This is a genomic window from Lysobacter soli, from assembly GCF_009755585.1.
Classification (GTDB): Bacteria; Pseudomonadota; Gammaproteobacteria; order Xanthomonadales; family Xanthomonadaceae; genus Lysobacter_J; species Lysobacter_J soli.
In genome coordinates this window covers 2734112-2755186 of the sequence record NZ_CP046603.1, presented here as the reverse complement: position 1 = coordinate 2755186, position 21075 = coordinate 2734112, and the positions used below count along the sequence as shown (strand labels likewise).

Genomic DNA, 21075 nt, shown 5'->3' with positions numbered 1-21075 from the left:
TCGGATGTCGTGTTCGATCTTACGCCTGCTGCTGGTTGCATCGGCCATCGCGTTCGCCGCGTGGACCGATGCCGCTTCCGCGGCGACTGCCCAGGCGAAGATCGCCAGAATACGCACCGCGGTCGCGACGCTGGAAGGCGTTCGCGTCCAGCTCGACTGGCCCGACTCGGCGCCCCAGGGCGTGTTGCGCCTGCAGGCCGCGCGCATCGACGCGCCGGGGCTGGGTTACCGCTTCCGTGACGTCACCTGGCAGTGTCCACTGTCGCATGCAGGAAACCGGTGGCAGTGTGAAGGCGCCGTGCGCGAGGGGCGAAGCGCCGCGCTGACGCTGGCCATCGATATCGACGACGCCCGCACCGACGCGAGCCTGTCCCAGGGTCGCAGCCGCATCGCCCTCAATCGCGAAAGCCGGACGCCCGACCTCACGCGTATCGACCTGGCGCAGGTCCCGGTTACGTGGGCGCAGGCGCTGATGTCGCAGGCCTGGGCGGCCGGGCGATTCGGCACGGGCACGCTCGATGGTCGTATCGACGTGCGCGCGCCCGCCAACGCGCCACTGCGCGTCACCGGCCCGCTGCGCCTGACGGGCGTCGCCTTCGATACGGCCGACGGTCTCACCGCTGGCGAAAACCTTTCCGCGCAGGCGACGCTCGACGCGACCTTCGGCACCAACACGAACTTCGCCATCGACGGCGCGCTGCTCGGCGGCGACCTGCTGTTCGGCAACGCGTACATCGCCTTGCAGAAGCGACGGGTCGCGGTCGACCTGCTGGCGAGACAGGACGGCGCTGGCGGCTGGCAGATTCCGCGATTCCGATGGGACGACCCCGGCGTGCTCACGGCGCAGGGGAGCGCGTACCTCGGCGCGGACGCGTCGCTACGCTCGCTCGACGTGCGCGCACGCAGCACCGATCTGGCGCCGATGCGCGATGGCTATCTCACCGGCTTCCTCGGCCTGGCGGGACTGGCGGACCTCCAACTGCGCGGCGCGGCAGACGTCCAGCTGCGCATGGACGAAGGCACCGTGCACGAAGCGGCCTTCGTGCCGCACGGCGTGGCGATCGACGACCCGCGCGGGCGGTTCGACTTCGCCGGGCTCGAAGGCGACGTGCGTTTTTCCCGCGCCGAACAGCTCGAAAGCGAACTGCGCTGGACCGGCGGGCGCCTGCACGGCCTCGCCTTCGGTCCGGCACGGCTGCCTTTCGTGAGCGATGCCGGCGAGTTGCGCCTGCGCGAGGCGTCGACCATGGCGATGCTCGGCGGCAATGTGTCGATCGACCACCTCAGCCTGCGGCCGCCGGCGGACGGGCAGGGGCTGCAGATCCGCTTCGGCCTGGACCTGGACCGGCTGGACATCGCGCAGCTCGCGCAGGCGCTGGGCTGGCCCGCGTTCACCGGCGAGCTCACCGGCCACATCCCGGAAGCGCGCTACGCGGACGACCGCCTGGATTTCGAAGGCGGCCTGTCGGTGCAGCTGTTCGGCGGCACGGTGCAGGTGTCGTCGCTGGCGATGGAGCGGCCGTTCGGCGTCGCGCCGACGCTGTCGTCGGACATCGCCTTCGAGGACATCGACCTGCAATCGCTGACCGGCGTGCTCGGCTTCGGCGAAATCACGGGGAAGCTCGACGGGCGCTTCGACCGGCTGCGGCTGGTCGACTGGCAGCCCGTCGCGTTCGAGGCCGCCATCGCGACCGACGCCGATGCCGCACGCCGCGCCGGCGTGCGCCAGCGCATCAGCCAGCGCGCGGTGCAGGACCTGTCGAGCGTGTCCGATGCCTCCTTCGTCAGTTCGCTGCAGTCGCAGCTGATCGGGCTGTTCGACGATTTCGGCTATCGGCGCATCGGCCTGTCGTGCTATCTCGGCGACCAGGTCTGCCGGATGAGCGGTCTGGGTTCAGCCGGCAACGGATTCACTATCGTCGAAGGGGCCGGCCTGCCGCGGCTGGCGGTGGTGGGGTTCAACCGCGACGTGGACTGGCCGACCCTGCTGGAACGGTTGAAGGCCGCCAGCACGGGCGACGTGAAGCCGGTCTTCGACTGATTGGCTGCCGGTCGCTCGCTTCGGGTAAGTTTCGCTGCATCGCGCCGGCCGCACGCACGTGCTGCCGGCATCGGATCAACAGGAGAAATCGTCATGCGTCGTTGGATGGGCATCCCGGTGGCAGCGGTCGCGCTGACTGCCTGCGTCACGATCAACGTGTACTTCCCCGCCGCCGAGGCGAAGGAAGCGGCGCGCGAGTTCGTCGAGAAGGTGATCGGCGACGACGCACAGCCCGCGCCGAAGCCGCAGGAAAAGCCAGGCGGCCAGAGCGCCTACGTGCCGTCGGCGGAGCGTTCGCTCGCCTCGCGCATCGATTGGTTGTCGCTGATGGGCATCGGCACCGCGCAGGCGCAGGGCCAGCCGGACATCACGATCAAGACGCCGGCGATCCAGTCGATCCAGGCGCGCATGGCGCAGCGTTTCGACGGCCAGCTCAAGGCGCATTTCGAATCCGGCGCGCTGGGCATCGCCAACGACGGCACCATCGACGTGCGCGACGCGGCCAAGATCCCGCTGCCGCAGCGCGTCGGCGTGAACCAGGCCGTCGCCGAACAGAATCGCGACGCCCGCGCCGTCTATCGCGAAATCGCCGTGGCCAACGATCATCCCGAATGGGAACAGCAGATCCGCGCCGTGTTCGCGCGCCAGTGGGTCGACAGCGCGCGGCCGGGCTGGTGGGTGCAGGACGCCGGTGGCGGCTGGCGCCAGAAGTGACCTGAACGCCCCTCTCCCGCAATGGGAGGGGGGCAGGTCGGGCGGGCTCGCTCGATCTGCGACAATACGCGGCCCTGTTGAGCAGTACCGCCAGCCGCTGTGGCCCGCATCGATCAAACCCCCTTCGAAGTCCTCATCACCGACCTGACCCACGACGGCCGCGGCGTGGCCCGCCGTCCCGACGGCAAGGCCGTGTTCGTTGCCGGCGCGCTGCCCGGCGAGCGCGTCATGGCCTCGCAGACCGGTCGCCATCGGAGTTTCGACGAGGCGAAGACCGTCGAAGTCCTCGAAGCCGCGCCCGAACGCGTCGCGCCGCGTTGCGCGCACTTCGGCGTGTGCAGCGGCTGCGCCATGCAGCATTACGACGAGGAAAGACAGATCCTCGCCAAGCAGCGCGTGCTCATGGAGAACTTCGAGCGCATCGGCCACGTCGCGCCCGAACGCATTCTGCCGCCGCTGGTCGATACGTCGTGGGGCTATCGCCGCAAGGGCCGTTTCTCGGTGCGTCGCGTCGAGAAGAAGGACAAGACGCTGGTCGGCTTCCGCGAAACCGATCCGCGCTTCGTCGCCGACATCCGCGAATGCCACACGGTGATGCCGCAGATCGCGTCGAAGCTGCCCGAACTCGCCGCGCTGGTGGACGGCATGCAGGCGCGGCGCGAGATCCCGCAGATCGAGTTCATCGCCGGTGACGCGCAGGATGGTTCGCATGGCGAGGCCTTCGGCGGCGTCGCGCTGACGATCCGCCACCTGGTGCCGCTCACCGACAGTGATCGCGAGGCGCTGGTCGCGTTCGGCAAGGCGCACGGGTTCGCGATCTTCCTCCAGCCCGGCGGCCTGGATACCGTGCACGCGTTGTGGCCCGAAGCGCCGAAGCTGGCGTTTTCGCTGCCGCAGTGGAACCTGGAATTCCTGTTCCGCCCGCTGGACTTCATCCAGGTCAACGCTGGCCTCAACGGCAAGATGATCCAGCTGGCGCTCGATCTGCTCGATCCCAGGCCCGAAGACCGCGTGCTCGACCTGTTCGCGGGCCTGGGCAATTTCACGCTGCCGCTGGCGCGCCAGGTGCGCGAAGTCGTCGGCGTGGAGGGCGAGGCGGGGCTGGTGCGTCGCGCGCGCGAGAACGCCGCGCACAACGGCATCGCGAATGCGCAGTTCCATGCGGCGGATCTGGCGAAGGACCTGTCCGGCGAGAGCTGGATGAAGGAGCCCTTCGACAAGCTGCTGCTCGACCCGCCGCGCTCGGGCGCCGACGTCGTGCTGGCGCAGCTGCCGCTGAAACAGTTCGACCGTATCGTCTACGTCAGCTGCCATCCGGCCTCGCTCGCACGCGACGCCGGTTTCCTGGTGAAGGAGCGCGGCTGGAAGCTCAAGGCCGCCGGCGTGATGGACATGTTCCCGCACACCGCGCACGTGGAATCGATCGCGCTGTTCGAGCGCTGATCGCGATCGCCCGCACAGGACACACCGCATGGCACTCGAAATCGAACGCAAGTTCCTGGTCACCGGCGACGGCTGGCGCGCGGCCGCACGCGAGGTCGTGCCGATGGCGCAGGGGTACATCAACGACCAGAAGGCGATGGACGAGGGCGCGATGAAGGCGTCGGTGCGCGTGCGCATCGCCGGCGACGAGGCGTTCCTCAACCTCAAGTCGCGCGAACTCGGCCACACGCGGCAGGAGTTCGATTACGCCATTCCGGTCGCCGACGCGCGCGCGCTGCTCGCGCTGTGCGTAGGCGGGTTGGTCGACAAGCGTCGCCACTACGTGCAGCACGAAGGGCATCTGTGGGAGGTCGACGAGTTCCTCGGCGACAACGCGGGGCTGGTCGTCGCCGAGATCGAGTTGTCCAGCGCGGATGAAGCCTTCGCGCGCCCGGAGTGGATCGGCGCGGAAGTCACCGAATCGTCGCGCTACTACAACCTCGCGCTCGCCACGCGTCCGTACGCGCAATGGAGCGCGGACGAGCGCGCGGGCCTGGTTGCGTAAGGGCACCGCGGCCCCATTTCGAGTCCATGGACAACACTCCTTTGCGCATAGACATCTGGTCCGACGTGGTCTGCCCCTGGTGCTGGATCGGCAAGCACCGCCTGCGTGAAGCGCTGGCGCAGCTGGGCGAAAAGGGCCGCACGGCCGAGATCCACTGGCACGCGTTCCAGCTCGATCCGGATTTGAACGACGCGCCCGGCGACACGCCCGTGCCACTGCGCGAGGCCTACGAAAAGAAGTTCGGCGGCGCCGAACGCACCGAGCAGATCCTGTCGCAAACGCAGGCCACCGGTCGCGCCGAAGGCCTGCCGTTCGATTTCGATCGCGGGCAGGTGCGCGTGAGCACGCTCAAGGCGCATCGCCTGGTGTGGCTCGCCGGCCGCGAAGGCGATGCGGACAAGGTCGGCGAGGCGCTGTTTCGTGCGCACTTCGCCGAAGGCCGCAATCTCGCCGACGTGCAGACGCTGATCGACGCTGGCGCCGAAGGCGGGCTGCCGGAAGCACGCGTGCGGCAGATGCTGGACTCGGACGAAGGCATCGCCGAAGTTCGCGCGCAGCTCGCGCAGGCCCACTCGCTGGGCATCCAGGCGGTGCCGACATTCGTCTTCGACGGACGTTTGGCGGTGCAGGGCGCGCAGACGCCGGCGGTGTTCGCGCAGGTGTTCGAGCGCCTCGGCGTGGAAGCGCGCCCGTCGGACGAACACGCGTCGAGCGACGCCTGCGGCCCGGACGGCTGCGCGGTCTGACGCCGGCGCCTTCACGCAAGCCAGACACGTGCGGATGCCCCGTTCGGGCATCTGCGCGACAATGCGGGCCCGCGCAACGGGCGCGGCCCAGACAACCGGAGTCTTCCGCATGCTCGTGATCGGCGTGGCCGGCACCGAACTCACCGCGCAGGAGCGCGACTGGCTGCAGCACGACGCCTGCGCCGGCGTGATCCTGTTCAGCCGTAACTTCGCGTCGAAGGCGCAGGTCGCCGAACTATCGGCGTCCATCCGCGAAGCGGCACCGCGCCCGCAGCTGGTCTGTGTCGACCAGGAAGGCGGACGCGTGCAGCGCTTCCGTGACGGCTACAGCGCGCTGCCGCCGCTGGACGGCTTCGGCAGGCGTTACGCCGCCGATCCCGCGGCCGCCCTCAAGCTGGCCGAGGAACACGCCTGGCTGATGGCGAAAGAAGTGCTCGCCAGCGGCGTGGACCTGAGCTTCGCGCCGGTCGCGGACCTCGGGCGCGGCAACCTCGCCATCGGCAATCGCGCGTTCTCCGAGGATCCCACGGTCGTCGCCGAATTCACGCGCGCCTACATTCGCGGCATGCACGGCGCCGGCATGCCGGCGACGCTGAAGCATTTCCCGGGCCACGGCTCGGTGCTGGCCGACACGCATTTCAACGAGGCGGTCGATCCGCGCCCGCTCGACGAGCTGCGTGCGAACGACCTGGTGCCCTTCGTCGCCGGCATCGATGCCAAGGCCGACGCGGTGATGATGGCGCACGTGAAGTACCCGGCCGTGGCGCCGGAACCTGCCGGTTTTTCGAAGCGCTGGATCGAGGAGATCCTGCGCGGCGAGATGCATTTCCGCGGCGTCGTCTTCACCGACGACATCGGCATGAAGGCCGGCGAACATCCGGGTGGCGTCAAGGGGCGCATCGACGCGCATTACGACGCCGGCTGCGACGCGATCCTCGTCTGCCACCCGGAGCTGGTCGAAGACGCGCTCGCGGCCGTCGAAGGCCGAAAGCTCAACACGATGGCGCTCGCCGGCCTGATCGGCCGCGGCGCGCTGGGATGGGACGGCCTGCTGGCCGACGCCCGCTACGACGCCGCCCGCAACCGGCAGGAAGGACTGGCTTGATGGACACCATTGCGAACACGCACGACCTGGCCGCCGCGCTGGCCAACTCCGATCTGCTTCTGGATCGCGCCACGCTGGAACAGGCGATCGCACGCATGGCGCGCCAGATCGACGCCGACTACACCGCTGCCGACGTGCCCGTGTACCTGACCGTCATGCACGGCGGCATGCCGTTTGCGGCGCAGCTGGCGATGGAGCTGGGCGCGCTGGGACAGGACCTCGAATTCGACTATCTGCATGCCACGCGCTACCGCGGCGAGACCTCCGGCGGCGAACTGGTGTGGAAGCACCGCCCGGCGACGCCGCTGAAGAACCGTCGCGTGCTGCTCGCCGACGACATCCTCGACGAAGGTCACACGCTCGCGGCGATCCGCGACTGGTGCCTGGGGCAGGGCGCGCGCGACGTGCGCATCGCCGCGCTCGCGGTGAAGAAGCACGACCGCTGCGTCGAAGGCATCTGCGCCGATTACGTCGGCGTCGACGTGCCGGATCGCTACGTCTTCGGCTACGGCATGGATTACCACGAGCAGGGCCGCAACCTGCCGGCGATCTACGCGCTGAAGGACTGAGCCGATGACCGATATCGCATTGGCCGTCATCGGCGGCACGGGCCTGTACAAGCTGGCCGACCTGCAGGACGTCGAGACGCACCAGCCGGTCACACACTACGGCGCACTGTCCGGGCCGGTGCGCGTCGGCACCCTCGGCGGGCACCGCGTGGCATTCTTGGCGCGCCATGGCGAAGGCCATTCGCTCCCGCCGCACAAGATCAACTACCGCGCCAACCTCGCCGCGCTGCAGGCGCTGGGCGCCACGCGAGTGCTGGCGCTGAATACGGTCGGCGGCATCACCGAGCGCTTCGGCCCGCGCGTGCTGGCGTGCCCGGACCAGCTCATCGACTACACCTGGGGCCGCGTCTCGACGATCTGCGAGGAGCCCGGCACCGAGGTGCTGCACGTGGATTTCGGCGAGCCATACACGCGCTCGCTCCGGCAGGAGGTGATCGACGCCGCGGCCTCGGCCGGCGTCGCGCTGGTCGCCGACGGCTGCTACGGCGCCACGCAGGGCCCCCGTCTGGAGACCCGTGCGGAGATCGTCCGCATGCGGCGCGACGGCTGCGACCTGGTCGGCATGACCGGGATGCCCGAAGCCGGCCTCGCGCGCGAAATGGGCCTGGACTACGCCTGCCTGGCCATCGTCGCCAACTGGGCGGCCGGCGCCGGGCCGGACCCGGACGAGGTCATCACCCTGCAGGACGTGCTGGACAACGTGGCCGCCGCCTCGTCGGGCCTGCCGCGCCTCCTGTCGGCGCTGCTCGGCGCCCGTGCAACAAGATGATTGTCAAGCCGGCATTCAGTTTGCATACTCGCCGAGCGCTCCGGATCGCATCCGCGTCGGTGCGCGACTCGCATCCAGCATGAGGTTGACAAGGACATGCAGTACGGCACCGTGAAGTGGTTCAACGACGCCAAGGGCTTCGGGTTCATTTCTCCCGAAGATGGCAGCGCAGATGTGTTCGCGCACTTCTCCGCGATCAACGCCAAGGGCTTCCGCAGCCTGCAGGAAGGCCAGCGTGTGAGCTACGAGCTGACGCAGGGCCCGAAGGGCGCCCAGGCGTCCAACATCAACGTGGTCGCGTGATCCTCCGGGGATAACCCTCCGAGCACCACGCACATCGCGTTCGAAGGCCCCGCATCTGCGGGGCCTTTTTTTCGCCCGGGATCGACGGGTCCGGGTATCTGAAGGGAATCGCATGACGCGCCAGGGATCGACATTGCGCATCGGGATCGTCGGCTACGGCACCGCCGGCCAGACCGCGGCGCTGCTGCTCACGCGCGATGGCCACGACGTGGAGGTCTTCGAACGCGCGCCGGTGCTCGGACCGGTCGGCGCGGGCTTCCTGCTCCAGCCGACCGGGCTGGCGGTGTTGTGGGAGCTCGGCCTGCTCGACGACGCGCTCGCGCATGGCGCCCGGATCGGCCGCCTGTTCGGCGAGACCACGGGCGGTCGCCCGGTGATGGACATGCGCTACCGCGAGCTGGCGCCGCATTTCTTCGGCCTGGGCATGCAGCGCGGCGCGTTGTTCGGCCTGCTCGACGACGCCTGGCGCGACGGCCGGCGCGTGCACTGCGGCCGGCGCATCGTCGAGGTGGACACGGCTCGCGGCGTGCTTCGGGACGACGCGGGCGAGGAGCACGGCGCCTTCGACGTCGTCATCGTCGCCGATGGCGCCGCATCGATGCTGCGCGGCGCGGTCGCCGCGCCGGCGCTCGATCGTCCGTACCCGTGGGGCGCGCAGTGGTGCCTGGTCGCGCAGGACGCATGGGAGTTTCCCGACGAACTGCACCAGCGCTACGTTGGCGCGCGCCGCATGGCGGGCATGCTGCCGGTCGGCACGCGTCCCGGGGATCCCGTGCCGCGACTGAGTTTCTTCTGGAGCTTGCCTGCGGCCGAGCTGCCGCACGCCGGCACCGATGAGTCCGCCTGGCGTCGCGACGTGGCTACGGTCTGGCCCGAGGCGGCCGAACGCCTGCACGGCACGGCGGTGCCGGCGGGACTGGCGCAGGCGCGCTACCGCGACACCGTGCAGCGTCGCTGGCATTGCGGGCGCGCCATATTGATGGGCGACGCCGCCCACGCGATGAGCCCGCAGCTGGGGCAGGGCGTGAACATGGCGCTGGCCGACGCGCTCGCGCTACGCGACGCGCTGCGAACGCACGCACGCCCCGTCGATGCGTTCGCCGATTACGAGCGCCGCCGCCGCGATCATCTGGGCATCTACCACTTCTGGAGCCGCTGGCTCACGCCGTTGTTCCAGTCCGAACGCGACCGCCTGGCGGCGATGCGGGACCGCCTTTTCCATCCGATGTCGCGCCTGCCGGGCGGGCGCGGGCAGATGCTCCGCGTGCTCACCGGCACCCGTCGCGGCTGGCTGGGGACATACGCGCTCGACGCCGGCTTCGTCAGCGCCCTGGCGGAACGCACGCCAAACACGACCGGCCGGCTCGCCGTCGAAAACGCGTAGCCGACGGTACGCGGCCTAGAATCGATCCATCCCGCGCGTCCCCACCCACCAGACCCATGCCGGAGCTGCAGATGGACCCGCTGCCGCCGTTCGCCACGCATCGCGTCGAGAACCAGCCGCCCGAGTTCGCCCCGCGCGATCTGTGGCAGGACGATGCCGCGCTGCGCGAAGCGGTGGTGCGCGAAGGAGGCGGCGATTTCGCCGAAACGCTGGCGACCTACGGCGCGCTTGCGGGCGACGAACTCTACCGGCTGAGCTTCGATGCGCATCGCGACCGCCCGCGCCTGCGCACGCACGATCGCTTCGGGAACCGCATCGACCTGGTCGAGTTCCATCCGAATTACCACCGCATCATGCAGGCGGCGATCGAGCATGGCGTCGCCGGCCTGTCCTGGACGCAGCCGCGACCGGGCGCGCACGTCGCCCGTGCCGCGCTCAGTTACCTGCATCACCAGGTGGAGCCCGGCACCAGTTGCCCACTGACGATGACGCACGCGGCGGTGCCCGTGCTGCGGCATGCGCCCGACCTCGTCGGCTGGGAAGGCAAGGCGACCTCGCCGTTCTACGACCCGCGCGACATCGTGGGCGACCAGAAGCTCGGCATCACGATCGGCATGGGCATGACCGAGAAGCAGGGCGGCAGCGACGTGCGCGCTAACCGCACGGTCGCCACTGCGTTGTCGGGCGAAAATGAATATCGCCTCGTCGGCCACAAGTGGTTTTTTTCCGCGCCGATGTCCGACGCCTTCCTTGTGCTGGCGCAGGCCACCGGAGGCCTCACCTGTTTCCTGCTGCCGCGCTGGACGCCGGACGGTCAGAAGAACGCGTTCGCCCTGATGCGTTTGAAGGACAAGCTCGGCGACTGGTCGAACGCATCGTCGGAGGTCGAGTTCATGGACGCCTGGGCGTACCGCATCGGCGACGAAGGCCGCGGCGTGGCGACGATCATCGAGATGGTGATGCTCACCCGACTGGACTGCATGCTCGGTGCCGCCGCCGAGATGCGCATGGCGCTGGCGCAGGCCATGCATCACACGCACCATCGGATGACCTTCGGCAAGCGGCTGGCCGACCACGCGCTGATGCGCAACGTGCTGGCGGACCTGGCCATCGAAGCCGAAGCGGCCGTCGTGCTGGCGATGCGCGTGGCGCGCGCGGTCGATCGCGCACCGTACGACCCTCAGGAGGCCGCGTTCGCGCGCATCGCCACCGCCGTGGGGAAGTACTGGGTGTGCCGACGTGCGCCGGGCTTCGTCAACGAAGCGCAGGAATGCCTGGGCGGAGCGGGTTACGTCGAGGAATCGCTGCTGCCGCGTCTCTATCGGCAGGCGCCGTTGAACTCGATCTGGGAAGGCAGCGGCAACATCCAGTGCCTGGACGTGTTGCGTGCGTTGCAGCGCGAGCCCCACACCGGGCGCGCGCTGCTCGCCGAACTGGAAGCGGCGCACAACGTGGATCCCGACCTCGACACCGAGATCGCCGAGTTGCGTCCGGTGCTGGAAGGCCAAACGGTGCCGGGCGAAGTCGAAGCACGGCGTTGGGTCGAAGCGCTGGCGCTGGCGTTGCAGGCCAGCCTGCTGCTGCGAAACGACAGCCCGATGGCGGCGGCGTTCTGCAGCACGCGCATCGGCGGCGATCACGGCAATGCGTACGGGACGCTGCCGCGGGATTTCGAGCTGGGGTCGTTGATCGCGCGGGCGTGGGCTACGTGATAGCGCCGAAGTGTGTCGTGACCGGAAGCCGGGGGGAGGGGGACTACCTGACGGCGATCTGGAACGCTCCGGACACGTGCGACTGCGCATTCCGGTGCTCGAGCTCAAAAAGTGTCACGCTTCCGCAAAGACCGTCGCACATGTGATCCACGAGAATCAATGCGCGCGATCGGCCGTTGCCCAGAACCGGTCGCGTGATCCGCACCATGCCGGCCGACTTGCCGAACTGTCGATAGAACGTCTCCCACCACCCGCGCTGCTGGAGCGCGTGATCGATGTCCGTCTGCGCGACCACGCGCGTTCCCGGAACGCCGCCAAGCGACAGCGCCTGCACCTCCGGGTTTGCCATCACCAGTTCTGTGCGAAGCTTGAGTGGCGCCACAGCGTCCAGCTCGGGATACAGGACGAGCTATCCCCATCGCCGCAGCCAGCGCGAGGCGTTTTCCGGTACAGGCATAGAGAGCGATCGGAAACGATCAGCGTGCGCGGACGGTCCTCGCGTGGCGATATTCAGGCGCCGGTGGAGGAGGAACGCCCTCATACGCGTGATGCGCCAACACGGCAGCCAGAATGGCGCGAGTTTCATCCATGGTGGCAACGACCGGATCGGGTGCCTCGGCGCGGCGTTCTAGTTCGATCTTGCCCCAACGGTACGCCGGTGCCGCGAAAAGCCCAGCGAACAAGACCGCGGTCAGCGCAGCGGAAAGCTTTGCAATTTTCTTCCAGCGCATCCTAGCTCCAAGCGTGGCTCGTGACGCGACAGCATGCTCCGCGTCATCGTTCGGGACACAGAACGACCCGCCGTCGCAACGACTCGACGGATCAATCCAGGAACTGCAACTTCGCAAGCTCCGCATACAGGCCGCCTTGCGCCAGCAGTTGCTCGTGCGTGCCTTCGGCGATGATGCGGCCGCGATCCATCACGACGATGCGGTCGGCCTTGAGCACGGTGGCGAGGCGGTGGGCGATCACCAGCGTCGTGCGGCCTTCCATCAAGGTTTCCAGCGCCTGCTGCACGGCGCGCTCGCTCTGTGCGTCCAGCGCGCTGGTGGCTTCGTCGAGTAGCAGGATCGGCGCGTCCTTGAGCAAGGCGCGCGCGATGGCGATGCGCTGCTGCTGGCCGCCGGACAGCCGCGCGCCGCGTTCGCCGAGTTCGGTATCCAGGCGCTGCGGCAGCGCGCCGATGAAGTCCGATGCATGCGCGGCTTTCACAGCGTGCTCGATGTCGGCGTCGCTGGCTTCGAGGCGGCCGTAGCGGATGTTGTCGCGCGCGCTGGCGGCGAAGATCGTCGGCTGCTGCGGCACGAGCGCGATGGCCTCGCGCAATTCGGCCAGATCGAGTTGGCGAACGTCGGTGCCGTCCACGCGTACCGAGCCGGACTGCGGATCGTGGAAACGCAGCAGCATCGAGAACACCGTGCTCTTGCCGGCGCCCGATGGGCCAACGAGCGCGACCGTCTCGCCCGGGCGCACGCGCAGGTCGAACTCCTCCAGCGCCGGCGCGTCGGGGCGCAACGGGTAATGGAAGCTCACGCGGTCGAATGTCAGCTCGCCCCGCACCGGTTTCGGGAGCGTCACCGGGTTCGCAGGCGACTGCACCGCCGCGGTTTCGACCAGCAACTCGCTGATACGCCCCATGCCGCCGGCGGCGCGCTGGAGTTCGTTCCAGACTTCAGCGAGCGCGCCGACCGAACCGCCGCCGATCATTGCGTACAGCATGAATTGCCCGAGCGTGCCGGCGCTCATGCGATTGGCGACGACGTCGTGCGCGCCGGACCACAGCACCAGCGTGATCGCGCCGAAGATCAGCACGATGGCGATCGCCGTGACCCACGACTGCGCCTGGATGCGCCGTCGCGCAGTGGACACGGCTTCCTTGAGTGCGGCACCGAAACGATCGCGCTCGTAGGGCTCGCGTGCATGCGCCTGCACGGTGCGGATGGCGCCGAGAGTTTCGTTCGCGAGCGTGTTGGCGTCCGCGACGCGGTCCTGGCTTACGCGCGACATCTTCTTCAGGCGGCGCCCGCCAATGACGATCGGCAACACGGCGAGCGGGATGCCGACCAGCGCGAATGCCGCCAGACGCGGCGCGGTGACGAACAGCATCGCCAGGCTGCCGACCACCGTGACGGTGCTTCGCAGCGCCACCGACATGCTCGAACCCACGACGCTGCGCAGCAATTCGGCGTCGGCGGTAAGGCGCGAGACCAACTCGCCGCTGCGGTTGCGGTCGTGGAAGCCGGCATCGAGCGCGATCAGGTGCGCGTAGAGGCGCTCGCGCAGGTCGGCGACCACGCGCTCGCCCAGCAGCGAGACGAAGAAGAAGCGCGCCGCAGTCGCGAGCGCCAGCGCGACCGCCACGGCGAACAGCAGCAGGAACGCGCGGTCGATCGCGGCGCCGCCGCCTTGCGCGAAACCCTGGTCGATCATCGTGCGCACCGCGACCGGGAGGCTGAGCGTCGCGGCGCTCGAAGCCGCCAGCGCGACGAGCCACGCGATGAACAACGTGCGATGTCGCTGCACGAACGGCCACAGCGTGCGCAGGCTGCCGATCGGGGCTTTGGCGGTGGAGACGTCGGTGGTCATCGATTGGCCAGTATGGGGCAGCAGCAGGAATGCAGGACGCGGAACGGACCGCGCGCGAGGGTCGGAAGTTTCCGCGTTTCGACTTCGGCGTGTACCGCCTCAGGCGTCGGAGAAACGCACCCGGTCACGGGTGGCGTCGCGCAGGCGAGCTTTCAAGGCGTCCACGCGATCGGCCGGCAGGCGCACATGCAGGCGCGCGCCGTCGGCATCGAAGCGCTCGTCGAGTTTTTCGGCCTCGAATTGCGCGACCGCCGCGTGCACCGGGCCGGTTTCGGCGAAGGGGTAGGCGAGGGCGAATTCGGCGAACACGACCAGTTCGCGGCGAGGCGCGACGCGGAGGCACTCGGCCGCGCTGCCGCCGTAGGCGCGCACCAGCCCGCCCGCGCCAAGCTTGATGCCGCCGAACCAGCGCGTCACCACCGCGACCACGCGGTCCAGGCCCTGGCCATCGATCGCGGCGAGGATCGGCCGGCCGGCGGTGCCGGCAGGCTCGCCGTCATCGTTGAAGCGGTATTCGCTGCCGATGCGGTAGGCCCAGCAGTTGTGCGTCGCGGCGGGGTCGCCGACACGCGCGACGAACGCGAGCGCCTCGTCCGGGCTGTCGACCGGCGCGGCGTTCACGAGGAAACGGCTGTGCTTGACCTCGAGCAGGTGCGAGGTCGGGCCGGCCAGCGTGCTGCTCATCGCGTGGCGGCGGGCTGCGCGAGCGCGCGCAGGTCACGCGGCAGGCGCACGCGCGGATGCGCCTTGCGGAACAGCGCCATGCTCTCGCGCGCGCCGTCCGCATCGCCGGCATCGCGACGTTCGCGGATGCGTTCGAGCCATTGGGCGGCCTCGAGCTGCGCGTCCTCGGCGACCGGTGTCGCGGCGAGCAGGTCCGCCGGCGTGATGCGGCTGCCGGTGACTTCGATGCGGTCGAGCGTCGTGCCCGATGCGGCATCGGATCCGGCGTCGGGTGGAGCGGGTGCCGCCGCGGCGACGGGCGCGGCCGACCCGGTGTCGATCAGGGAGCGCTTCGCGGAAACCGCCTGCTCCTCGCTGCGCTGCTGGCGGGCGCGGGCGAGCTCGAACGCCTCGGTCTTTTCCGCTTCCGAATACGCCTGCATGGCGACCGGGGCGGCCGGCGCCGCCGCCGGCGCAGTGAACGGATCGGCCGCGCGCGTGCCGGCCGGGGCGTTGCGGTAGGCGATGGGCTCGTCCGGTCCGACGATCGCGATGCGGGCAGCGGCGGAGCCCGGAACGTCCTCCTGCACGGACGCCGGAGCGGCAGCCTGTGCCATCGGCGCTGCCTTGCGCTGGGCCGTCGTGGACGCGCTGGGGATGGCGGGCGTGCTCGGGGCTTTCGTCGGCGCGGGCGCGTCGGCAGCGGGCGGAGGCGGTGCCACGACCTTCTGCTCGCGCCTGATGATCTCCGCGCTGACATAGGCGCCGTCGCCTTCTTCGCGCGCAGGGCGGGGCGCGGGATCGTTGGGTCGCAACTGCCACACGGTGCCGATCACCAGCACCAGCGCGGCGGCCATGCCAGTGCCGGTGATCAGGCTTCCGGGAATCGCGGTGAGGCCGAGCCAGGGGCGACGACTCGGCTTCGGCACGGCCGCGGCATGCGCGGCGGCCAGGATCTTCGCGTCGAGCGCCGGCGACGGCCCGTCGTGCGGGCCCAGGCGCGCCAGGCGGTCGGCCAGCGCGCGTTCTTCCGGGCTCAGCGGTTCGTCGTCGAAGCGGCTCATTCGTTCAATCTCGCGCGCAGCTTGTCCATCGCATAGCGAAGCCGCGACTTGACGGTTTCCCGGCCGGCGCCGGTGATGGCACCGATCTCCTCCAGGCTCAGTTCCTGCTCCAGCCGGAGCAGCACGACTTCGCGCTGCTCGTCGGGCAGTTCTTCGATCGCCAGCTGCAGGCGGCGGCGCTGTTCGAACTCCGACAACTCGCGTTCCGGGCTGCTCGGATCCGGGACGCGCGCGGCGCGTTCGTCGGCATCTTCGGGCGCGGCGGGTCGGTGCTTCAGGCCGCGCCAGTAATCGTTGAGGCGATTGTGGGCGATGCGGAACAGCCAGGTCCTGAACGCGGCCTCGGGTTTCCAGCCCTGGCGGGCGGCGATGACGCGCTGCCAGACGTCCTGGAAGAACTCGTCCGCGAGCGCCGGATCCCGCAGCTGCCGTAGCAGGAACCGGTACAGCGAACCCCGATGGCGGGCGTAGAGCAGTTCGAACGACGCGGCGTCGCCGGCCGCCCAGGCCCGCATCAGCACGTCGTCGTCGGTATCCGCGCCCGCATTCATGCGCGGCAGGGTACGGGGTGCGCGCGCCGGCGGGAAGTCGCACGGCACTGGGGCGGGGCCGGCAGCGGCCCGGATCGCGAGGTTCATATTCAGACGAACGGGTCGCAGTTCCGGAAGGGGTTGAGCACGCGGGCGAATTGCCGCGTTATCCTGCCCCGTCTGCCCAGGGGTTCTTCCGCTGTGTCCACTCGTCCCAGGCCCAAGGCCGTGAGAATCGTCGATGCCCGTCATGGGCGGGACGCGCTCGCGGACACCCTGCAGGAAGCCCTGCCGGCCGGGTCGGAAGTGGCCGTGCTGTGGCGCGACAGCTATGGGGGCGTCGCCGGTTCGGCGTCGCTGGGCGCCAGCTCCTCGCTGGCCCACCGGGCCGAATCGCTGCTGACGCGCGACCCGCTGACGATCCACTCCCAGCGCATCGAGGGAAGCTGGACGACGTCCGAAGGCGTGCGCGTCGGCCTCGCCGCGCAGCTGCCGGCGGCAATCTCGTCCGAAACCCGCGAGATGTGGCTGGCGCTGGCGCGCGTGGTGATCGGCGCGCACCTGGTCGCCTTGCGCACCCTGGCGCGCGCCGAATCGCTGGAGAAGTCCGAACGCCTGCAGCAGGCGCTGTTCGAGATCGCCGACCTCGCCGGTTCCGACCTGGAACTGGCCGACATGCTGCGGCGGATCCACACGGTCGTCGCCGGCCTGATGTACGCGGCGAACCTGTACATCGTCCTGTATGACGACGTTCGCGACTCGATGCGTTTCCTGTATTTCGCCGACCAGCGCGATACCTACGTCGCCGAACCCGACCGCGACATCCCGGTCGACGAGATGCCCAACAGCGTGACCGTCGCGCTGTTGCGCCATGGCGAGCCGTTGCAGGGTCCGTCGGCGGCGATCCGCGAACGCCTCGGCGTGCCGCGCGACATCCAGCACGGTCCCGACAGCGAGGACTGGCTCGGCGTGCCGATGCGCCGCGACGACCGCATCTGCGGCGCCATCGTCGTGCAGAGCTACGACCGCCCCGACGTCTACGGCGAAGAGGAGCGCGCGCTGCTCGCGTTCGTCGCGCAGCACATCCTCACCGCGCTGGACCGCTTCCATGCACGCGAGGAACTGGAACGTCGCGTCGAGGAACGCACGCAGGCGCTGCAGCTGAGCAACCGCGACCTGCAGGCCGAGATCATCGAGCGCCAGCGCGCCGAACGCCTGCAGCGCGCGCTGTTCCGCATCGCCGAACTGTCAATCACCTCCGAGACGCTGGAGCGCTTCTACACGCAGGTGCACGACGTCGTCAGCGACCTGCTGTACGCACGCAACTTCTACATCGCGCTGCTCACCGACGATGGCGAGCGGCTGGAATTCCCGTATTCGATCGACGAACGCGACGCCGTCCGCGAGATGCGCAAGCTGACCTCGGGCCTGACCGAGTACGTGATCGCGCGCGGCCGCCCGCTGCTGGCCGACCGCAAGCGCATCCAGGCGCTGGAATCGCAGGGGCTGGTGCGCAGCCGCGGCTCGCTCGCGCACTGCTGGCTGGGCGTGCCGCTGTTCCGCAACGAATCGGTGGTCGGCGTGATCACCGTGCAGAGCTATTCGCCGGCGATCAACTTCAGCGTGCGCGACCAGGAACTGCTGACGTTCGTCGCGCACCACATCTCGATCGGTCTTGCGCGCAAGCAGTCGCAGGACCGCCTGGTCGCCGCGCATGCCGAACTCGAACAACGCGTCGAATCGCGCACGCGAGAACTCGCGCAGGCCAACGCGGAGCTGCTGTCGCAGATCGGCGAGCGCCTCCGCGTCGAACAGCAGCTCACGCACCAGGCGACGCACGACGCGCTCACGGGGTTGCCCAATCGCAGCCAGCTGCTCGACCGCCTCTCGCACGCCATCGCGCGTGCGCAGAGCGAGCCGCAGCGAACGTTTGCGGTGCTGTTCCTCGATCTGGACCGCTTCAAGCTGGTCAACGACTCGGTCGGCCATTCGGCCGGCGATGAACTGCTGATCGAAACCGGCCGCCGCATCGTCGATGCCGTGCGCACCGGCGACACCGTCGCGCGACTGGGCGGCGACGAGTACGCGATCCTGATCGAGGACATCGACGGCCCGCAGGTGGCCGAGGAACTCGCACAGCGCGTGCTGCGCGCGCTCGGCGAACCGTGCTGGATCGCCGGCCGCGAGGTCTTCCCGTCGGCGAGCCTGGGCATCGCGCTGTGGCATCCGCGTTACCGCACCGGCGCCGAGCTCCTTCGCGACGCGGACGCGGCGATGTACCGCGCCAAGTCCTCCGGTCGCGATCGCTGCGCCGTGTTCGACGAGGCGATGCGCGAGGAAGCCGTGCGCATCCTCGACCTCGAAGCCGACCTGCGTCGCGCGATCAACGGCGACGGTTTCGTCGCGTTCTACCAGCCGATCGTGCGCCTGGACGACCAGCGCGTGATCGGCCACGAAGCGCTGCTGCGCTGGCGTCACGAACGCCGCGGCCTGCTCACGCCCAGCGAGTTCATCGGCGTGGGCGAGGACAGCGGGCTGATCGAGGAAGTCGACTGGATCCTGTATCGCCAGGTGATGGACGAACTGGCGCGCGGCGGCGAAGGCTACATCTCGGTCAACGTGTCGCCGCGGCATTTCCGTTCGTCGGACTTTGCCGACCGTCTGTTGCGCATGATCGACCAGGCCGGTGCCGACCCGCATCGCCTGCGCATCGAGATCACCGAAGTCGCGCTGCTGGACGACGTGCCGCGCGCGCTGCGCATGCTGCGCACGCTGCGCAGTCACGGCGTGCTCGCGCAGCTGGACGACTTCGGCACCGGCTTCTCGGCGCTGTCGTACCTGCATCGTTTCCCGATCGAGTGCCTGAAGATCGACCAGAGTTTCGTCTCCGGCCTGGTCGGCGATACGCAGCCTGAAAGCGTGGCGGTCGTCCGCGCGATCCAGGCGCTGGCCGGCACGCTGGGCATCCACACCATCGGCGAAGGCGTCGAGAACGAAGCCCAGCGCGCGACCTTGCGCGAACTGGGCTGCACCTACGGCCAGGGCTATCTGTTCGGCTATCCGGCCGAACGCATGCGCGTGACGCCGCTGAAGCTCGTCGTTTCCGGCTGATCTCCAGCGGCGCCTGCGCGCCGTCTCTTACCGACGAATGCCGACGCGCTCGTCCGCACCGGCCTGCTGCCGCGCGGCGTCCATCAGCTGGATCAACTCCGCGCGCTCGCCGCGAGGATCGTCGCCGCGCGAGTTGCGTGCGGCGGAGATCATCGCGTCCCAGCCCCAGCCATCCATGCGTTCGCCGCCGCGCAGCGCATCGGCGAATCCAGCCACCGCGCTCGCGAAACGCAGCGATTCGCCCGGCGTGCGCGTGAGTTGCGAAGCGAGGATCGGCGTTTCGATCAGCTTGCTCCTGTCCTGGCCCGGCAGCTTGTAGCGCAGGCGCAGGTGTGCAAGTTCGTTGCCGATCGCGAGGTCGGGCTTCGCGGCCTTCGCATCGCCGTAGCGCAGCGGCGCCACGCGCGTCGCGGACGAACCGGCAGGCGTGATCTCGTACAGCGCCGTTACCTGGTGGCCCGCGCCGATGTCGCCGGCGTCGACCTTGTCGTTGGCGAAGTCCTCGCGCTGCAGGATGCGGTTCTCGTACCCGATCAGGCGGTACTCGGCGACCTGCGCCGGGTTGAATTCCACCTGGATCTTCACGTCGCGCGCGATGGTCAGCAGCGTGCCGCCCATCTGCTGCACCAGCACCTTGCGCGCCTCGCGCACGCTGTCGATGTAGGCGTGGTTGCCGTCGCCGACGTCGGCCAGCCGTTCGGACAGCTCGTCGTTGTAATTGCCCGTGCCGAAGCCGAGCGTGGTCAGCGCGATACCGCTCTTGCGTTGATCGGCGACGAGCGTTTCCAGCGCGTTCTGGTCGACCGTGCCGACGTTGAAATCGCCGTCGGTGGCGAGGATCACGCGGTTCGCCCCGCCTTGTATGAAGGCCTGCTTCGCCATCGCATACGCCAGCGCGATGCCTTCGCCGCCGTTGGTACTTCCACCGGCGTCGAGGCGGTCGAGCGCGGCGAGGATCTCGCCGTGCCGGTTGCCCGGCGTGGGTGGCAGCACGAGGCCTGCGCTGCCCGCATAGACGACCATCGACACGCGGTCCTGCGCACGAAGCTGCGGTACGAGTTGCCGCAGTGCCTGTTTCACCAGCGGCAGCTTGTCGGGCTCGCCCATCGACCCGGACGTGTCGATGAGGAAGACGAGGTTGGCCGGTGCCAGGTTCGCCTTCGGCACGTCATAGCCCTTGATGCCGATCATCAGCACCTGACGCTGCGGATTCCACGGCGCGGTCGCCAGCTCAGTGGTGACGCGGAATGGGGTCTCGCGAGAGGTCGGCGCGGGATGGCCGTAATCGAAGTAGTTGATGAACTCCTCGGCGCGCACGGCATCGCTGGGCGGGCGCACGCCATCGTTCAACATGCGCCGCACGTTGGCGTAACTGCCCGTGTCGACGTCGATGGAGAAGGTCGACACCGGCTGCTCGGCGGCGCGCTGGACGGGGTTGTCGGTGCGCTCGGCGTACTTCTCGGTGTTGGCCGGCTGCATCGGGGCCACGCGCATCAGCATCATCGGCGCCGGCGGCGGAGCGGGCGCGACCGCCGGCGCGTACGCCTCCCGCATCCGGCTGCCGGTGACTTCGATGCGATCGAGCGTGGCCGACGCCGCCGCCGCATCGGCGGAAGCGGCCTTCGCCTGCGCCCGGGCGGCGTTCTCCTGCTCGGCGCGCTGGCGTGCGGCCGCCTGTTCGGCGGGTTGGGACGTGCTGCGGCAGCCGCCGAGCGCGGCGACCACCGCGGCGCACAGCAGCGTGGAAACGAGGGCGGTGCGGTTCATCGGCGAACTCCATGGTTGGGTCGC

The 21075-nt window shown here is 69.4% G+C and carries 19 protein-coding genes; 12 read left to right on the top strand and 7 right to left on the bottom strand.

The genetic code is table 11. The features are described from left to right. Nucleotides 1-4 precede the first annotated feature (4 nt). From GOY17_RS12515 to GOY17_RS12465, 11 genes are all read left to right on the top strand, one after another. Entirely contained in the window at nucleotides 5-2041 is a 2037-nt protein-coding gene (locus GOY17_RS12515) for a translocation/assembly module TamB domain-containing protein (RefSeq protein WP_157030657.1), read from the top strand. A gap of 93 nt (nucleotides 2042-2134) precedes the next feature. Further along, nucleotides 2135-2755 carry a DUF1318 domain-containing protein gene (locus GOY17_RS12510; protein WP_157030656.1) on the top strand — a complete coding sequence of 207 codons (621 nt, stop codon included), beginning with the start codon at nucleotides 2135-2137 and terminating at the stop codon, nucleotides 2753-2755. A 99-nt stretch (nucleotides 2756-2854) separates the two neighbouring features. Then, nucleotides 2855-4198: a 23S rRNA (uracil(1939)-C(5))-methyltransferase RlmD gene (rlmD, locus tag GOY17_RS12505; RefSeq protein WP_157030655.1), complete on the top strand. Its 1344-nt coding sequence runs from the start codon at nucleotides 2855-2857 to the stop codon at nucleotides 4196-4198. A 28-nt stretch (nucleotides 4199-4226) separates the two neighbouring features. Next, complete coding sequence (locus GOY17_RS12500; protein ID WP_157030654.1) at nucleotides 4227-4742, top strand: CYTH domain-containing protein; 516 nt, start codon at nucleotides 4227-4229, stop codon at nucleotides 4740-4742. A 41-nt stretch (nucleotides 4743-4783) separates the two neighbouring features. Further along, nucleotides 4784-5488 carry a DsbA family oxidoreductase gene (locus tag GOY17_RS12495; RefSeq protein ID WP_157031720.1) on the top strand — a complete coding sequence of 235 codons (705 nt, stop codon included), beginning with the start codon at nucleotides 4784-4786 and terminating at the stop codon, nucleotides 5486-5488. A gap of 109 nt (nucleotides 5489-5597) precedes the next feature. Continuing rightward, the gene (nagZ, locus tag GOY17_RS12490; RefSeq protein ID WP_157030653.1) at nucleotides 5598-6593 is read left to right on the top strand and encodes a beta-N-acetylhexosaminidase; all 996 of its coding nucleotides are present in this window, start codon (nucleotides 5598-5600) and stop codon (nucleotides 6591-6593) included. Beyond that, nucleotides 6593-7162, top strand: a complete 570-nt coding sequence (locus GOY17_RS12485) for a hypoxanthine-guanine phosphoribosyltransferase (RefSeq protein WP_157030652.1) — start codon at nucleotides 6593-6595, stop codon at nucleotides 7160-7162. The genes nagZ and GOY17_RS12485 overlap by 1 nt, the downstream gene beginning before the upstream one ends. A 4-nt stretch (nucleotides 7163-7166) precedes the next feature. Further along, nucleotides 7167-7931 (top strand): S-methyl-5'-thioinosine phosphorylase, encoded by a 765-nt coding sequence (locus GOY17_RS12480; protein ID WP_157030651.1) that lies wholly within the window; start codon nucleotides 7167-7169, stop codon nucleotides 7929-7931. A gap of 96 nt (nucleotides 7932-8027) precedes the next feature. Beyond that, nucleotides 8028-8234 carry a cold-shock protein gene (locus GOY17_RS12475; RefSeq protein WP_115842987.1) on the top strand — a complete coding sequence of 69 codons (207 nt, stop codon included), beginning with the start codon at nucleotides 8028-8030 and terminating at the stop codon, nucleotides 8232-8234. 112 nt (nucleotides 8235-8346) lie between these two features. After that, on the top strand, nucleotides 8347-9618 hold the full coding sequence (locus GOY17_RS12470; protein WP_157030650.1) for an FAD-dependent oxidoreductase: 1272 nt from the start codon (nucleotides 8347-8349) through the stop codon (nucleotides 9616-9618). A gap of 71 nt (nucleotides 9619-9689) precedes the next feature. Beyond that, the gene (locus GOY17_RS12465) at nucleotides 9690-11330 is read left to right on the top strand and encodes an acyl-CoA dehydrogenase family protein (RefSeq protein ID WP_157030649.1); all 1641 of its coding nucleotides are present in this window, start codon (nucleotides 9690-9692) and stop codon (nucleotides 11328-11330) included. 43 nt (nucleotides 11331-11373) lie between these two features. On the opposite strand, the gene GOY17_RS12460 is transcribed toward GOY17_RS12465, so the two are convergent. The 6 genes from GOY17_RS12460 to GOY17_RS12435 all read right to left on the bottom strand — a co-directional run bounded on the left by GOY17_RS12460 (nucleotide 11374) and on the right by GOY17_RS12435 (nucleotide 16194). Further along, nucleotides 11374-11712: a hypothetical protein gene (locus GOY17_RS12460; protein ID WP_157030648.1), complete on the bottom strand. Its 339-nt coding sequence runs from the start codon at nucleotides 11710-11712 to the stop codon at nucleotides 11374-11376. 94 nt (nucleotides 11713-11806) lie between these two features. Next, complete coding sequence (locus GOY17_RS12455; protein WP_157030647.1) at nucleotides 11807-12061, bottom strand: hypothetical protein; 255 nt, start codon at nucleotides 12059-12061, stop codon at nucleotides 11807-11809. Nucleotides 12062-12152: 91 nt separating this feature from the next. After that, nucleotides 12153-13916, bottom strand: coding sequence for an ABC transporter transmembrane domain-containing protein (locus GOY17_RS12450; RefSeq protein WP_157030646.1), 1764 nt, complete (start codon nucleotides 13914-13916; stop codon nucleotides 12153-12155). A gap of 99 nt (nucleotides 13917-14015) precedes the next feature. Next, nucleotides 14016-14600 (bottom strand): IMPACT family protein, encoded by a 585-nt coding sequence (locus GOY17_RS12445; RefSeq protein ID WP_157030645.1) that lies wholly within the window; start codon nucleotides 14598-14600, stop codon nucleotides 14016-14018. After that, nucleotides 14597-15643: a hypothetical protein gene (locus tag GOY17_RS12440; RefSeq protein ID WP_157030644.1), complete on the bottom strand. Its 1047-nt coding sequence runs from the start codon at nucleotides 15641-15643 to the stop codon at nucleotides 14597-14599. The genes GOY17_RS12445 and GOY17_RS12440 overlap by 4 nt, the downstream gene beginning before the upstream one ends. Next, the gene (locus GOY17_RS12435) at nucleotides 15640-16194 is read right to left on the bottom strand and encodes an RNA polymerase sigma factor (protein ID WP_157030643.1); all 555 of its coding nucleotides are present in this window, start codon (nucleotides 16192-16194) and stop codon (nucleotides 15640-15642) included. The genes GOY17_RS12440 and GOY17_RS12435 overlap by 4 nt, the downstream gene beginning before the upstream one ends. Nucleotides 16195-16401: 207 nt before the next feature. On the opposite strand from GOY17_RS12435, the gene GOY17_RS12430 reads away from it, so the two are divergent. After that, the gene (locus GOY17_RS12430; RefSeq protein ID WP_232338423.1) at nucleotides 16402-19284 is read left to right on the top strand and encodes a sensor domain-containing phosphodiesterase; all 2883 of its coding nucleotides are present in this window, start codon (nucleotides 16402-16404) and stop codon (nucleotides 19282-19284) included. A 27-nt stretch (nucleotides 19285-19311) separates the two neighbouring features. On the opposite strand, the gene GOY17_RS12425 is transcribed toward GOY17_RS12430, so the two are convergent. Next, nucleotides 19312-21051 carry a vWA domain-containing protein gene (locus GOY17_RS12425; protein ID WP_157030641.1) on the bottom strand — a complete coding sequence of 580 codons (1740 nt, stop codon included), beginning with the start codon at nucleotides 21049-21051 and terminating at the stop codon, nucleotides 19312-19314. Nucleotides 21052-21075: the final 24 nt, after the last annotated feature.

Coding starts and splice junctions, on each gene's coding strand:
- nagZ (WP_157030653.1), top strand. CDS start 5,598: ATGCTCGTGATCGGCGTGGCCGGCACCGAACTCACCGCGCAGGAGCGC.
- GOY17_RS12465 (WP_157030649.1), top strand. CDS start 9,690: ATGGACCCGCTGCCGCCGTTCGCCACGCATCGCGTCGAGAACCAGCCG.
- GOY17_RS12480 (WP_157030651.1), top strand. CDS start 7,167: ATGACCGATATCGCATTGGCCGTCATCGGCGGCACGGGCCTGTACAAG.
- GOY17_RS12510 (WP_157030656.1), top strand. CDS start 2,135: ATGCGTCGTTGGATGGGCATCCCGGTGGCAGCGGTCGCGCTGACTGCC.
- GOY17_RS12500 (WP_157030654.1), top strand. CDS start 4,227: ATGGCACTCGAAATCGAACGCAAGTTCCTGGTCACCGGCGACGGCTGG.
- GOY17_RS12425 (WP_157030641.1), bottom strand. CDS start 21,051: ATGAACCGCACCGCCCTCGTTTCCACGCTGCTGTGCGCCGCGGTGGTC.
- GOY17_RS12515 (WP_157030657.1), top strand. CDS start 5: ATGTCGTGTTCGATCTTACGCCTGCTGCTGGTTGCATCGGCCATCGCG.
- GOY17_RS12450 (WP_157030646.1), bottom strand. CDS start 13,916: ATGACCACCGACGTCTCCACCGCCAAAGCCCCGATCGGCAGCCTGCGC.
- GOY17_RS12435 (WP_157030643.1), bottom strand. CDS start 16,194: ATGAATGCGGGCGCGGATACCGACGACGACGTGCTGATGCGGGCCTGG.
- GOY17_RS12445 (WP_157030645.1), bottom strand. CDS start 14,600: ATGAGCAGCACGCTGGCCGGCCCGACCTCGCACCTGCTCGAGGTCAAG.
- GOY17_RS12455 (WP_157030647.1), bottom strand. CDS start 12,061: ATGCGCTGGAAGAAAATTGCAAAGCTTTCCGCTGCGCTGACCGCGGTC.
- GOY17_RS12485 (WP_157030652.1), top strand. CDS start 6,593: ATGGACACCATTGCGAACACGCACGACCTGGCCGCCGCGCTGGCCAAC.
- GOY17_RS12475 (WP_115842987.1), top strand. CDS start 8,028: ATGCAGTACGGCACCGTGAAGTGGTTCAACGACGCCAAGGGCTTCGGG.
- GOY17_RS12440 (WP_157030644.1), bottom strand. CDS start 15,643: ATGAGCCGCTTCGACGACGAACCGCTGAGCCCGGAAGAACGCGCGCTG.
- GOY17_RS12470 (WP_157030650.1), top strand. CDS start 8,347: ATGACGCGCCAGGGATCGACATTGCGCATCGGGATCGTCGGCTACGGC.